This is a genomic window from Mycobacterium vicinigordonae (assembly GCF_013466425.1).
GTDB classification, from domain to species: Bacteria; Actinomycetota; Actinomycetes; order Mycobacteriales; family Mycobacteriaceae; genus Mycobacterium; species Mycobacterium vicinigordonae.
Window position 1 is genome coordinate 4,007,015 of the sequence record NZ_CP059165.1, and the last position, 12,985, is coordinate 4,019,999.

At 64.8% G+C, this 12,985-nt stretch carries 14 protein-coding genes; 3 read left to right on the forward strand and 11 right to left on the reverse strand.

Features of this window, described 5'->3' with window-relative positions; translation table 11 throughout:
• Window positions 1–19: 19 nt before the first annotated feature.
• Complete coding sequence (locus H0P51_RS17990) at window positions 20–352, forward strand: hypothetical protein (RefSeq protein ID WP_180914151.1); 333 nt, start codon at window positions 20–22, stop codon at window positions 350–352.
• Here H0P51_RS17990 and H0P51_RS17995 read toward each other — a convergent pair.
• Window positions 333–1,625 carry a glycosyltransferase gene (locus tag H0P51_RS17995; protein WP_180914153.1) on the reverse strand — a complete coding sequence of 431 codons (1,293 nt, stop codon included), beginning with the start codon at window positions 1,623–1,625 and terminating at the stop codon, window positions 333–335. The two genes, H0P51_RS17990 and H0P51_RS17995, sit on opposite strands and share 20 nt — an antisense overlap.
• Window positions 1,626–1,676: 51 nt before the next feature.
• Here H0P51_RS17995 and H0P51_RS18000 point away from each other — a divergent pair, with 51 nt between their 5' ends.
• Complete coding sequence (locus tag H0P51_RS18000) at window positions 1,677–2,339, forward strand: TetR/AcrR family transcriptional regulator (protein ID WP_180914154.1); 663 nt, start codon at window positions 1,677–1,679, stop codon at window positions 2,337–2,339.
• Here the strand turns inward: H0P51_RS18000 and H0P51_RS18005 are convergent, their stop codons facing one another.
• From H0P51_RS18005 to hypF, 5 genes are all read right to left on the reverse strand, one after another.
• Complete coding sequence (locus H0P51_RS18005; protein ID WP_180914156.1) at window positions 2,340–2,762, reverse strand: nitroreductase family deazaflavin-dependent oxidoreductase; 423 nt, start codon at window positions 2,760–2,762, stop codon at window positions 2,340–2,342. It lies immediately after the preceding gene.
• Between the two features lie 114 nt (window positions 2,763–2,876).
• Entirely contained in the window at window positions 2,877–3,944 is a 1,068-nt protein-coding gene (gene hypE / locus H0P51_RS18010; protein WP_180914157.1) for a hydrogenase expression/formation protein HypE, read from the reverse strand.
• On the reverse strand, window positions 3,937–5,040 hold the full coding sequence (gene hypD, locus H0P51_RS18015) for a hydrogenase formation protein HypD (protein ID WP_180914159.1): 1,104 nt from the start codon (window positions 5,038–5,040) through the stop codon (window positions 3,937–3,939). The genes hypE and hypD overlap by 8 nt, the downstream gene beginning before the upstream one ends.
• 27 nt (window positions 5,041–5,067) lie before the next feature.
• The gene (locus H0P51_RS18020) at window positions 5,068–5,322 is read right to left on the reverse strand and encodes a HypC/HybG/HupF family hydrogenase formation chaperone (RefSeq protein ID WP_180914161.1); all 255 of its coding nucleotides are present in this window, start codon (window positions 5,320–5,322) and stop codon (window positions 5,068–5,070) included.
• Window positions 5,295–7,601: a carbamoyltransferase HypF gene (hypF, locus tag H0P51_RS18025; RefSeq protein WP_180914163.1), complete on the reverse strand. Its 2,307-nt coding sequence runs from the start codon at window positions 7,599–7,601 to the stop codon at window positions 5,295–5,297. The genes H0P51_RS18020 and hypF overlap by 28 nt, the downstream gene beginning before the upstream one ends.
• A 234-nt stretch (window positions 7,602–7,835) precedes the next feature.
• Between hypF and hypB the strand changes: the two genes are divergently transcribed.
• Window positions 7,836–8,624 (forward strand): hydrogenase nickel incorporation protein HypB, encoded by a 789-nt coding sequence (gene hypB, locus H0P51_RS18030; protein WP_180914165.1) that lies wholly within the window; start codon window positions 7,836–7,838, stop codon window positions 8,622–8,624.
• Here hypB and H0P51_RS18035 read toward each other — a convergent pair.
• From H0P51_RS18035 to H0P51_RS18055, 5 genes are all read right to left on the reverse strand, one after another.
• Complete coding sequence (locus tag H0P51_RS18035) at window positions 8,621–9,070, reverse strand: anti-sigma factor antagonist (protein ID WP_180914167.1); 450 nt, start codon at window positions 9,068–9,070, stop codon at window positions 8,621–8,623. The two genes, hypB and H0P51_RS18035, sit on opposite strands and share 4 nt — an antisense overlap.
• 144 nt (window positions 9,071–9,214) lie before the next feature.
• Entirely contained in the window at window positions 9,215–9,700 is a 486-nt protein-coding gene (locus H0P51_RS18040; RefSeq protein ID WP_180914168.1) for an ATP-binding protein, read from the reverse strand.
• 101 nt (window positions 9,701–9,801) lie between these two features.
• Entirely contained in the window at window positions 9,802–10,422 is a 621-nt protein-coding gene (locus tag H0P51_RS18045) for a class I SAM-dependent methyltransferase (RefSeq protein WP_180914170.1), read from the reverse strand.
• A complete protein-coding gene (locus H0P51_RS18050; RefSeq protein ID WP_180914172.1) occupies window positions 10,419–11,363 on the reverse strand; it encodes a class I SAM-dependent methyltransferase in 945 nt (314 codons plus the stop codon). Before H0P51_RS18050 ends, H0P51_RS18045 begins: the two co-directional genes overlap by 4 nt.
• Window positions 11,364–11,842: 479 nt before the next feature.
• A complete protein-coding gene (locus H0P51_RS18055) occupies window positions 11,843–12,721 on the reverse strand; it encodes a hypothetical protein (RefSeq protein WP_180914173.1) in 879 nt (292 codons plus the stop codon).
• Window positions 12,722–12,985: the final 264 nt, after the last annotated feature.

The window sequence follows — 12,985 nt, forward strand, 5'->3', positions numbered from 1 at the left end:
TTTTGGTTTGATGGCTACTATGTGGGACTTCGCACGCACAGTAAACGCGCTGGCGGTCCGGCTGCTTGACGCACCGGTAGTCGGCAGGTTGGTTCGCCGCGGCCTCGTGGTGGTCCGCTACGAGGGGCGGCGTTCGGGTCGGACGTTCGAACTTCCGGTGGGGTACCGGCGCTCCGGAGGTGCAATCAAGATCAGCGTCGCGATGCCCGATTCCAAGCAGTGGTGGCGGAACTTCCTTGGCGACGGTGGACCGATCACCCTGCTGAACTTTGGCGGTGCTGACCGCACCAGCCATGCCGTCGCCCATCGCGACGAGCGCGGGCGGGTGTCGGTCACAGTGCGCCTCGACTGACAGGCTCGTGGATGAGTTGCTCGACGACATCGGCCAAACAGGCGAACCCAGGCGCCGCGGCCATATCGGCTGCCATGCGTCCGGCCGCTTCCCGGTAACGGGGCTGCTCCAGCACCGCGAGGATGTCGCGGCGCAACGCGCGCGGCGACGGCCGCTCGGTCCTGAGCCGGCGACCAACCCCGGACCACGCCACCCGCGCGCCCACTTCGGGTTTGTCCTCTTTTCCGCCGGTGGCCACAATCGGTACGCCATAGCGCAGTGCGTACTGCACTCCCCCGTAGCCGCCGTTCGTGACGTACACGGCCGTGCGCGGCAGCAGTTCGTCATAGGGAAGAAAAGTTGCCGCCCGGGCATTTTCGGGCAGCGGCGGCAGCGTGTCGAGCGGTCGCCCACCGGTGCTGACCACCACGAGGACGTCCTCGTCGGCCAACGCCTGCAGCGTTGGCGCAATAGCCTGCCGGTAGTCGGAATTGGCGACGGTCCCTTGGGTGACATGCACTATTGGTCGGCTGCCGCCGAGATCGTGCCACCAGTCCGGCAGCGGCGCGTCTGATCCGGTTGCACCGAGCGGTCCGGCGAAGTGCAGCGACGAGGGCGCGTCCGACCGTGGGTACTCGAAGGCAGGAACGGTGAACTGCACCATCGCGTCGGCGAGCGCTCCTAGCTCCAGGAACGAGCAGTTGCCTGCGTTGCCGTGCACCCGGCGGTAACTATCGTCGATAATCTCGTTGGCACGCAGCACGATTCGTCGAGTCATCGCGGCCAACACGGCATTGCGCGGCCTGTTGCAACGCCGTGCTGGAGCGAGCCCTAAACCCGCCATAGCCGTATCGACACTGGGGACAAGGATGGGCACAACGCCACACATGACCACCGGCGGGCGGCTGGGTCGTCGGTGCCCGAGCAGGATCAGCGCACCCGTGAAGGCCGGGTCGACCAACACAACGTCTGCGGGCTGTGCGGCCTGCGCCGCCATCAACATCTGGTACTGCGGCAGCGCGGGACGGGCGAACACGTGCTCGAGGTCGAACGCCCCTGCTTTGATCCCCTTCAGCTTGGCGCGCTCTGGGAAAGTTTCCAAAATGCTGATGTCATAGTCGGCGTCGGACGGCAACCGAATGTGAGTTGCGCCCACGGCGCGGACCCGCTCGGCGAAATTGGTGCCAGTAATGAACCGAACTTGATCACCCCGTTCAACGAAACCTCGGGCGATCGCCAGCATCGGCGTGACGTGGCCATGGGCGGGGATGCTGCCGATGATGATCGATGCCATGCTGCGCTCCCTCTGGCCGCGCTTCGCTACGTTAAGGTAGTATTCATTACTATGGCACAGCAGTCAATATCGAAATCCGCTGCTCGGTCCGCCCGCGCCTACCGATCCGAACTACGGCAACGGCAGGCCGAGCAAACCCGTTCTCGGGTGTTGGCCGCCGCTGCTGAGCTGTTTGCCGAGTTTGGTTACACCCGCACAACATTCGCGAAAATCGCTGAGGCAGCAGGTGTTTCGCCCGAGACCGTGCAGGGGCACGGCCCCAAGGCCGCCCTGATGATCGCGGCCGTCGAGTACGCGGGAGTGGGGGTGGCAGGAGAAGAAAACATCTTCAATCTCGAAACCGGCCGTCGCATCCTGACAATCCAGGACGGCACGGAGGCCCTGACTCATATCGTCGCAGTCATCATCGACATCCACCGGCGAACCGCGCCGCTGGCCCCGGCGCTATACGGCGGCGCCGCCGTCGACCCCGAACTGGACCGGTACCTACAGGAGTTGAACGCCAGCATCAATCGGCAGATCGAGCGGGTGCTCGGCGTGGCACGCGACCGCCGTTGGCTCCGCGACGATCTTCCCTTCGACGAACTGGTCGAAACGGCCGCGGTGATCGCCACTGTCGAGACCTATCTGCGCCTCACGCGCAGCGACGGGTGGACCCCGGAGCGCTACGGTACCTGGTGCCGACGCATGCTGGCCGAGAACATCTTTCGCTGATCAGGCGGCGTTCAACTCGAAGACCGGGATAACCCGGTCGGTGCGCTTTTCGTACTCGCCGAACCCCGGAGCACGCTGCACGACGATCCGATAGATGGCATCGCGCTCGTCACGCGGGAGTTCGCGGCTGGTAACGGGGCGCGCAGGGTCGGAGCCGATCTCGATGCTCGCGCTCGGGTGGGCGCGCAGATTGTGCACCCACGCCGGACTCTGGTCGCGACCCGCGGCGGAGCCGACAATGTAGATCTTGCCGTCGATGTCGAAGTAGGCGACCGGATTGACCCGCTGGGCGCCACTTTTCGCTCCGGTCGACGTCAGCAACAATAACGGGAAGCCCTCGAATTGCCCGCCCACCTTGCCGCCGTTACGACGGAACTCCTCGATGTTGTGTTCGTTGAATTTGCGTTCCGCGTCGTCAGCCATGTCTCCATCCTGACATGCACGCCAACGGGCTCCCCACGCCGAGCGTGAATCGGCCCACGGCTCACCGGCGAGTCGCGTCGCAGCTTGCACTCTCGGCGCGGACCGGCCAGCCAATCAGCAGATTCGCGGAAGTTGTTCCCCCAGTTGGCGTTCGATAACCTGGGTGGTGCCGAAGGCTGTCCTGCCGACCACCATGCCCGGGTGCTCGGCAACCACGCGGCCGATGATCGCGGCGTCGGCGCCCTCTGGGCGGGACCGCATCGCATCCAGCGCCGCTTCGCTGCTGCACGGGTCGACGAATGCCACCACTTTGCCCTCGTTGGCCACCTGCAACGGGTCGAGCCCCAGGAACGAGCAGGCCGACGAAACCGTTTCCGGGATCGGGATTTTCGCCAGCTCCAGCTCGATCCCCACTGAGGCGGCACGCGCAATCTCTACCACCGATGCCACCAGTCCGCCCCGGGTGGGATCGCGCAGCACGTGCACGGCGCTGCCGGCTGCGTCTAGCATGGCGGCCACCAGACGGTGCAGCGGGGTGCTGTCGGTGGTGACGACGGTCCCAAAATCGATGCCCTCGCGCACGCTCATGATCGCAACACCGTGTTCGCCTAGATTGCCCGAGACGATGATGTGGTCGCCTGGGCGGGCCCGCTCCGGATCGATGTGCACTCCCGGCGGGACTACGCCGACACCAGCGGTGTTCACGAAGATCTGGTCTGCGCCGCCCTTGGCCACTACTTTGGTGTCGCCGGTGACGATGTTCACGCCGGCATTCGCCGCGGCCTTGCCCATGGTTTCGGCGACAGCACCGAGCACGTCGAGTTCGAGCCCTTCTTCCAGGATGAACCCCGCCGTCAAAGCTACCGGCTGTGCTCCGCTGCAAGCCAAGTCGTTGATCGTGCCGTTGACCGCCAGGTCGCCGATATTGCCTCCCGGAAAGAATAACGGTTGCACCACATAAGAATCCGTGGTCAGCGCGATGCGTCCGCCGGCAACGTCGAGCAGTGCCGAGTCGCGTGCCGCACCCCGTGCGCCGCCGAACGCCGGCAGGAAGAGATTCTCGATCAGCTCCTCGGACAGCACGCCGCCGCCTCCGTGGCCCAACACGATGCGCCGGGTTTCCCGCAGCGGCAACGGGCACACCCAGTCCGCGGGGTCGATCGCCACTGGAAAGTCAGGCATGAGCCGAGGCTTCCAGCCGGCGGAACTGGTAGTAGGCCGCGCAGGCTCCTTCGCTGGACACCATGGTCGCCCCCAGCGGGGTGCGTGGCGTGCAAGTGGTGCCGAAGGCCGGGCACTCGTTGGGTTTCAGCAGTCCCTGCAGCACCTCCCCGCTGTGGCAGTCCGCGGATTCGGATACCTTCAGGTGCCCCACACTGAACTTCAGTTCGGCGTCGAACTGCGCATAGCGCGGCGACAGGGTCCAGCCAGACTGCGGGATCATGCCGATGCCTCGCCACTGGCGGTCTGTGACGACGAATACATCGGCAAGCGTCTGCTGCGCCACGGTGTTGCCCGCTGCGGTCACCGCGCGTGGGTAGGCGTTGCGCAACTCCGGAGTTCCGGTCTCAAGCAGGTCGACTAGCTGCCGGACACCCTCGAGCAAGTCCAGCGGCTCGAATCCGGTGACCACGATCGGCACCCGGTATTGCTCGACGAGCGGGCCGTATTCAGCGGTGCCCATCACCGTGCAGACGTGCCCGGCGGCAAGGAAGCCCTCGACCCGGTTGGTGGGTGAGCTCAGGATCGCCGTCATCGCCGGCGGCACCAGGACATGGGAGACCAGCATTGAGAAGTTGGTCAGTCCGAGCCGCTGAGCGTGCACCACCGCCATCGCGTTTGCCGGTGCTGTGGTCTCGAAGCCGACGCCGAAGAACACCACCTGCTTGTCGGGGTTGTCGGCGGCCACTCGGGTGGCGTCCAGCGGCGAATAGACGATTCGGACATCACCGCCGCGAGCACGGACGCTGAACAGGTCGTGCTGGCTGCCGGGCACCCGCAGCATGTCCCCGAAGGAGCAGAAGATGACGTCGTCACGCATGGCGATCTCCAACGCCCGATCGATCATCTCGAGCGGCGTCACACAGACCGGGCACCCGGGACCGTGAATGAATTCGACTGCCCCGTCCAGCAATTGGTCGATACCGTTGCGGATGATCGAATGTGTCTGTCCGCCACAGACTTCCATGATGGTCCAGGTCTTGGTGGCCCGCTTCTTGATTTGGTCGACCAGGGCGCCGGCGGCCGCCGGATCCCGGAACTCGTCGAGGTATTTCATGCTGGCTCCCTACTGCTCTGTGCTGCTCTATCCTTGGTCTCCGGCCAATTCCTCATCGAGCACCCCGAGGTCTTGGAACATTCGCAGGGTCTCGTTGGCCGATGCCTCGTCGAGTTGGGTGATGGCGAAGCCGGCGTGCACGATCGCGTATTCACCGATCTGCAGGTCGGGCAGGTAGGCCAAGCACACCGTCTTGGTGGTGCCCCCGAAGTCGATGGTGCACATTCGCGTTCCTGCCTCCTCCCAGGTGCGCACTACCTTGCCGGGAATTCCGAGACACATCGGCTGGTCCCCCTTTCCTGTCGCTGCGCCGCGATCACGGCCTGCCCCAGCGCCAGCCCGCCGTCGTTGCAGGGCAGCACCGCATGCGTCAGCACTTCGTAACCATCGCTGACCAATCGTTCCCGCAGGCCCACCCGTAGCAGGCGGTTCACGAACACCCCGCCGGTCAAACCGACGGTGCGAATCCCCGCTGCGGCATGCCCGATCGCTCGGGTCGTCGCTTCGATCACCGCGACGTGAAACCCAGCGGCCAGATCGGCTCGCGGGACTCCGGCACGCAGACCCTGGACCAACGCGGCGACCAACGGGAGCGGATCCAAAACACCTGCCGTTACCGCGAACTCCATGGGCTCGGGGTGGCCACGACGGGCGAGATGCTCGAGTTCGACGGCCGCCTGTCCCTCGTAGGTGACTTCCTGGCAAACGCCGAGCAGGCTGGCCACGGCATCGAACATCCTCCCCATGCTGCTGGTCGGGATGCACCCGATGCCGCGCGGGATCTGTTGAGCCAGCACGTGTCGTGACCGTTCGCTCATCGCGCGGACGGCCGGAATGTCCGGCGTCCAGTCGATCTGGGCTCGGTGCAGTAGCTCCAATGCAATGCGTTCCGGACGTCGCACCGCGCCCTCGCCGCCTGGCAGCGCGAACGGGGCGAGGTGTCCCACCCGGGTGAACGATCCCGGGTCGGTGATTATCAGCAGCTCACCCCCCCAGACGGTGCCATCGGTGCCGTAGCCGGTGCCGTCGAACGCGACCGCCAGCATCGCGGTACCAAGTCGTCCGTGTTCGGCCAGCAGTGACACCGCGTGGGCGTGGTGGTGCTGCACCCGCACGATCGGCAGGTTCTGGCGCTGCGCCCAGCTGGTGGTCGCATAGCTCGGGTGCAGGTCGCACGCGATCAGCTCAGAGCGGCTGTCAGTCATGAACGAGAGGTGGTCCAAGGCTGATTCGAAGCACCTCTGGGTACGTGGATCGGCCATGTCCCCCAGGTGCGACGACATGTGCGCGTGCCCGTCGGAGGACATCAGACAGAAGGTGGTCTTGAGGTCTCCGCCCGTGGCCAGGATCGTGGCACGTGGCGTCACCCCGGGCGCCCTCACCGGCAGTGGGGCATAGCCGCGGGAACGCCGGATCGGTACCACTGCGCCGTTCGGCTCCACCGTCAGCACCGAATCCTCGCAGGGCACATGGACGGGCCGATCATGAGTGAGTACCGCGTCGGCGAGCCCATCGATCCAACCGAGGTCGGCGTCGCGAAAGACGATGGGTGACCCGGAGTCGTTGGCCGAGGTCATCACCAGCGGCATCGAACCCAGCCGGTCGAAAAGCAGGTGGTGCACTGGCGAATACGCCAGCACCACCCCGATTTCGGACAGCCCGGGCGCCACTCCCGCCGCCACCACGTCGTCGCGGGCGGGCAGTAACACGATGGGTGCGGCCGCAGATCTCAGTAGGTTGGCTGCCGCCTCGTCGACGTCGCAGACTCGTCGCGCCCCAGCAATATCGGCCACCATCACCGCAAAAGGCTTCGCAGGCCGGTTTTTCCGGCGTCTCAGCGTTGCGACGGCGGCGACATCGTTGGCGCGGCAGGCCAGGTGGAATCCGCCGATACCTTTCACAGCGACAATCAATCCGCTGTCGATCGCTGCCGCGGCGGCGTCCAGTGGATCTCCTCCGCCCGGCCCGTGCCAAGACAGGGTGGGGCCGCAGTCGGGGCAGGCGATTGTCTGCGCGTGGAATCGGCGGTCGGTGGGGTCGCAGTATTCGGTCGCGCACCGCGTGCACATCGGAAACTGCGCCATGGTGGTCGTCGGCCGGTCGTAGGGCAGGTCGGTAATGACGGTGTAGCGCGGACCGCAATTGGTGCAGGTGATGAACGGGTGGCCGTAACGGCGGTCGCGGGGATCGCGAAGTTCACGCAAGCAGTCGTCGCAGACGGCGATATCGGGGGGGACCAGGGTGCGGCGCTCGTCACCGCTGCGGCTATCCAGTATCCGGAAGCCGGACTCACCGATCGGCGGCAGCGCAGTCGTCCGGATCGAGTCGATGCGCGCCATCGGCGGGTGGTCGACCATGATCGCCCGCATCGCGGCGTCGACTTGTTCGGGCGGTCCTTCCAACTCGCAATGCACCGACCCGGAGTCGTTATAGACGCAGCCGGATAGACCATGACGTGCGGCGATGCGCGCGACAGCGGGGCGAAATCCGACGCCTTGGACCACGCCGACAATGTCGAGTCGCAACCGCACGCCATGCACTGTGTCACTCCGACTGCTCATCCAACCTCCTGAGCAGTGACAGACTTCCGCGCTTTCAGGGCTGGCGGCACGGGCTGTCTTCTTCAGGCTAGACCTCTGCCGGACGTACCGACAATCATGAGCCCGCGCAGAAAGTCCACACATCTTCGCGACATCGCCAGCTCCCAGCAGGCAGCATTGGGTAATGCCCGAATGGCTGTCGCTGGTACGGCGAAGCCCAGGCGGTCGCGGTCAGCTGTCAGGAAAGGTTGAGCAATGGGTAGATTCCACCGGCACGATGACGGCACGGTCCACAGTCACGACGGGGACCACCACGACCACGAGGACGAGCACGAGCACGAGCCTCGCGGTGACCATGGCGACCACAGCGGCTACACGACCGGCGCGCAGCGCATCGACGTGCTGGAGTCGATCTTCGCCGAGAACGACACCCGCGCCGATATTAACCGTAAAGCGTTCGAAACCAACGGAATTCGAGCACTGAATCTGATGAGCTCACCAGGTTCGGGCAAGACAACTGTGTTGGCCGCCACCCTCGACGAATTGGCTGGCGACCTGTCCGTCGGTGTGATCGAAGGCGACATCGCCACCGACCTCGACGCGGCTAAACTCAGCGGCCGTGGCGCCCAAATCTCGCTGCTGAACACCGACAACGGATTCGGCGGCGAGTGCCATCTCGACGCCCCGATGGTCAACAGGGCCTTACAGGGACTGGACCTAACGCAACTGGACCTGGTGATCATCGAGAACGTCGGAAACCTGGTCTGTCCGGCCGAGTTCGATGTGGGCGAACACGCCAAAGCAATGGTGTACTCGATCACCGAAGGTGAGGACAAGCCACTGAAGTATCCGGTGATGTTCCGCTCGGTCGACGTAGTGCTGCTGAACAAGATCGACCTGGTCCCCTACCTGGACGCCGACGTCGATACCTACACTGAGCACGTTCGGCAGGTCAATCCGACAGCGACCATCTTCCCGGTGAGCGCACGCACCGGCGAAGGCATGGCTTCTTGGTTCGATTGGGTGCGGAAATTCGCGGGTTAGCAGGCCCGCTCGCGCTTTTGCTCCATCAGCTGCAGAATTTGCGGTGCACTGGTGTACACGGCCACCACGTCGTCCAGGCCGCACGCCGCGATGATATGACGTACCGATGGCTGCTGGCTGACCAGGCAGAGGTCGACACCGCGCTCACGGCAGTGGGCTGCCTGCTCGGCCAGCGCCAGATACGAGGAGCACGACATGAAGTCGACGCTGTTTATATCGACGATGAACAACTGCGGGGCGGCGGCGAACGCCGAGGCCTCGGCCAGCAGTACCCGCCAGGTCTCGTCGTTATACGCGTCGATCTCGCCTCCGACATAGGCGATCACCGCGGAACCGAATCCCTGGACAGCGGCGCGCAGCGTGCTCTGCTCCGCCCCGAGCTCGGCGACCAAGCGCGGGCTAAGCCGCAACGGCGCTGCAAACACTTCGCTGACGGCAAGGCTCATGCTGCGCTCCTCATCGACTTGATCCGTGCAGGAATCCGGGAAACCGTGTCTGGAAACCTGACGGGGTTTAGCCAAAATCTCGAAGGTTGAAACAATTTGACAACGGTTCGGCCATCGCGCCGTCAAGCGGTGGGACGCCGGAAGTTAGCTGGCGTGGCTCCACACGAAACTGTTGGGTGGGCAGTCGTCGAAGCGGAGGCAGACCGTGGTGCCCGCGGGTCGTCCATCGATGGAGCACTCGTCGGCCAACGCGCGCATCAACAGGATGCCGCGGCCACGCACCGCATTGGCCGGGGGCGCAACGGGGTTCGGCTCTATCCACCGCCCGTGGTCGCTGATGCAGATTCCGAGGCGTGTCGTCGCGGGGTTATACGCGATCTGTAGCGACATGCTGCCCACGTGGCCGACCACTCGGTAGGCGTGGTCGGCGCAGTTGGACAGAGCCTCGTCGGTGGCGAGCAGAATGTCGGCGGCGCGGTCTTCGTCTAGTTCCAGATGGAGGTTAAGCCAGTCACTGAGATCCTGCCGAAACGTCGCCACGGTGTAGGCATCGGCGTTCCCGGTATTCATCAACTCGAGTTCGCCGGCTTCACCAAAGCCGACTTGATCGCTAGATGTCGTACCGCTCACGCGCATTCGGCTACCCGCTTGCTCGTTCGGATACACATTGATGTGATCAGTGCCCTAACAACCGTTACACGGCCGGGAGATTTCGGATATGTACGGCTGAGCTACTTGACGCCGACGGTCAACAGATCGGAGATCAGCTGAGTCCACAGCGGCCGCCGAATGCGGTGCTGGTCGCGCACGGTGAAGCCGGCGTTCTCGAACAATCTGCGCATCTTGGCCGGGGACGGATTGTGCTGCGGCATCCAGCGATCGGGTACCTGGAACGGTTGCCGGCTGCTCAGGGTGGCCACCGCTACCAGGCCGCCGGGCGCCAGCACCCGGTGGAATTCGCTCAGCGCCGCGGGTTGGTCGAAGAAGTGAAACGCCGAGGTAGTCGCGACCGCGTCGAGCGCACCGTCCTGGAACGGCAGTTGCTCAGCGGGAGCCCGTTTCCAGTGCACTCGGCTGGACTTTGCCCGCGCTTGGTTGAGCATGCCATCGGACATGTCGACACCGTAGATCTCCTCGGGATGCAGTTCCCGCTCAATTCGGTCGCTGAGAATGCCGGTGCCGCAGGCGATGTCCGCGATCCGGCGGGCACCGTGGGCACGCAGCTGCGCGATCACCTCATCGTGCGGCGGCCTATACACCCAGTGCTGCAGGAACGGCAGGTCATAGGCCGGCGAGAGGAAGCTCCACAGCGACGTCACCGCGCTGTTGAGTGTGCGGCGCGGTGCGCTCACTCAGCCCGGGCCTTGCCGAAGATGGATGTGTAGTAGATGGTGTCGGCCATCGAAACCGAATCGTGGGTCGGCGGGACGGCACTGAGACCGTTCTTGGCCAGCAACTCGCTCATGTCAGTGCCATCGGAGTGCCAACCCAAGGTTTCCAGGTACGCGGCAACGTCCTTGCGCTCCCCCTCGAAGCCGAGTTCGCCCCAATCCAGGTCGAATCCATGCTCACGCCACTTCGCAGTCGACCGGCGCATAACTTCCCGCGCCTGCTCAACGTCGTGCTGCGGGCGCTGCGGAATGGCTTCCACAGCTAGCCGGCTGCCCGGGGCACTGAGCGAGGTGATGTTGTCCATCAGATTGTCCTGTGCTTCCGGCGGCAGGTAACCCAGCAGACCTTCGGCGATCCAGGCGGTCGGGCGATCGGTATCCAGGCCGGCCTGGCGCAGGGCCGTGGGCCAGTCTTGACGCAGGTCGATGGCGACGGTGCGCAGGTCAGCCTTGGGTACGGCGCCCAGGCCCGCCAACGTAGTGGTCTTGAATTCGATGACTTCCGGCTGGTCGATTTCGAACACCGTCATGTCGGTGGGCCAGTCCAACCGGTAGGAGCGGGCATCCAGACCGGAGGCCAGGATGACGGCCTGGCGGATGCCGGCCTGCGCGGCATTTCGGAAGAACGAGTCAAAGAACCGGGTCCGCGCGGCCATGGCGTCGGGCATGTGCGCCAGTTTCCAGGTCGACTCGTCGTCGTCGACGTCGGCGGCCATGAGTTCACCGGTGACCCAGCGGGTGAAGAAATCCACGCCGACGGCCCGGACGAGTGGCTCGGCGAATTGGTCGTTGATGACGGGGGGGTCGGACTTGGTCGCGATCGCGCGGGCCGCGGCTACCAGCGTCGCGGTGGCACCGACGCTAGTGGCCAGGTCCCAGGTGTCATTTTCGGTACGTGGCACGGCAACTCTCCAAATCGGTCATAGGATACTTAGCTAGTTTAACACTTAGCTAGATTAATGACCGCGCCGCGCAGCAGTCACACGATTAGTGACGCCCCGGTCCGCCAGGACCGCCGGGGCCACCGGGACCGCCGGGGCCACCGGGGCCACCAGGCCCGCCCGGCCCTCCGGGTCCGTTCACAGCGGGAAGCACAAAGACGCATTGATTCATCTCCACGCTCCACGCCCAACCAGGAGCACAGTCATCGTCAGCGCGACTCGGCGCCGGCATGGCAAGTGCCGTCGCAGCAGTCACCACAAGAATCGATCCGGCGATTGCGCAACGGCGCAGTACTCGGCTCATTGCCAACCTCCCGCTCGCCGTCGCGTGGCGATCCGCAGCGCGACGCGATTGATTGTCCTCCCGATACAGGCCCTGGCGCGCGGAATCGGCAAACTACTCGATCGCGCATCCCGTCGGCTTCGAAGTCGCGGCGCACCTACTTGAAGCGCAATCCCCGCTTGCGCGCCCATACGACTGCCACGACGGTGCCACCGATCCAGACCATCGTGGCGAATCCGAGGTGTACGAAACTCTTTGTGTCACGGCCTAACACCGGCCCAATCGCAGCAGGCAATTTCGTCCACAACACACGGTGTTCGATCCCACCCATCGGGTCGGCCACATAATAAAGCGCGTACGGCAACGCAATCGCGGTCAGCCACGCAGCGGTGCGGCGCGGATTGCGCCGCTGGCGCCACCGCCGAAGCAAGGGCTCGGCGGCCACCGGATTGAGCACCGAAATCACGTTGCCGACCCCCAGCCAGGACACGATAGGCACCGCGACGTTCGGAATTGTCATGGCCAGCTGCGGCACCCCTTCCTTGGATACCGTCAACGCCGCGGCCACGGCCAGAGTTGGCAGCCCGACAATCAGGATCAGGGCCAGATTCTTGATCAACAGGATCCGCCAGAGCGGCACCCCGTAGGACAGACCTCTCGCAACTCGATAGTGGTCGCCCCCGAGCATGTTCGTGGTGGTGACGTCGGCGAGGACGAACGAGGAGAAGTAGGTACTGACTAGCACAACCCAGTCGAGTTGATGATGGTGGAAGTGCCGGGTGGTCGCGTGGCCGTGGGCAACCGTCAGGGGCTGTACCGACAACCAGGCGGCCGCAAGAACCAGATTGGCCACGACGCCGGACAGCCAGGTCCAGGGCGGGTGAAAGGCCCAACGGACCTCGGCGCCCACAGCCGCTAGCAAGGGCCGCTCGAAATCCCTGGCCGCTCGTCGTGCCGCGTCCGGACGTGGTGCCGAGGCACGGGCCAACGCCCGCAACGCTGTGCGGGTGTGTTCGCGGGTGGCCGGTTCGGTCATGTCACCTGAAATTCTCCCAGTCGAGAGTCGGTACGGTACGTGCGCAATGATGCCTCGATCGTGGACGGTTAGTACTCGAAAGACGGTTATTCGGTTGATATTTGGTATCGCGCCAGCCCCGGCCCCGGTTCAAGAGCTACACATCGCGCAGTCACGGCGGATTCATAGTCAGGTTAGCCAGCCCAGTGTGGAGCGGAATGCTTCCGTCACTAAGCGGGCAGTGGATGGCGGTCCCATCACCGACCGGGGATTCCCGGATACGCC

Bases quoted from the DNA above. Each gene is read 5' to 3' on its own strand.
- hypF (WP_180914163.1), bottom strand. From the start codon at position 7,601: ATGAGCAGTCGGAGTGACACAGTGCATGGCGTGCGGTTGCGACTCGAC.
- H0P51_RS18020 (WP_180914161.1), bottom strand. From the start codon at position 5,322: ATGTGTCTCGGAATTCCCGGCAAGGTAGTGCGCACCTGGGAGGAGGCA.
- H0P51_RS18000 (WP_180914154.1), top strand. From the start codon at position 1,677: ATGGCACAGCAGTCAATATCGAAATCCGCTGCTCGGTCCGCCCGCGCC.
- hypB (WP_180914165.1), top strand. From the start codon at position 7,836: ATGGGTAGATTCCACCGGCACGATGACGGCACGGTCCACAGTCACGAC.
- hypE (WP_180914157.1), bottom strand. From the start codon at position 3,944: ATGCCTGACTTTCCAGTGGCGATCGACCCCGCGGACTGGGTGTGCCCG.
- H0P51_RS18055 (WP_180914173.1), bottom strand. From the start codon at position 12,721: ATGACCGAACCGGCCACCCGCGAACACACCCGCACAGCGTTGCGGGCG.
- hypD (WP_180914159.1), bottom strand. From the start codon at position 5,040: ATGAAATACCTCGACGAGTTCCGGGATCCGGCGGCCGCCGGCGCCCTG.
- H0P51_RS18035 (WP_180914167.1), bottom strand. From the start codon at position 9,070: ATGAGCCTTGCCGTCAGCGAAGTGTTTGCAGCGCCGTTGCGGCTTAGC.
- H0P51_RS18005 (WP_180914156.1), bottom strand. From the start codon at position 2,762: ATGGCTGACGACGCGGAACGCAAATTCAACGAACACAACATCGAGGAG.
- H0P51_RS17995 (WP_180914153.1), bottom strand. From the start codon at position 1,625: ATGGCATCGATCATCATCGGCAGCATCCCCGCCCATGGCCACGTCACG.
- H0P51_RS17990 (WP_180914151.1), top strand. From the start codon at position 20: ATGTGGGACTTCGCACGCACAGTAAACGCGCTGGCGGTCCGGCTGCTT.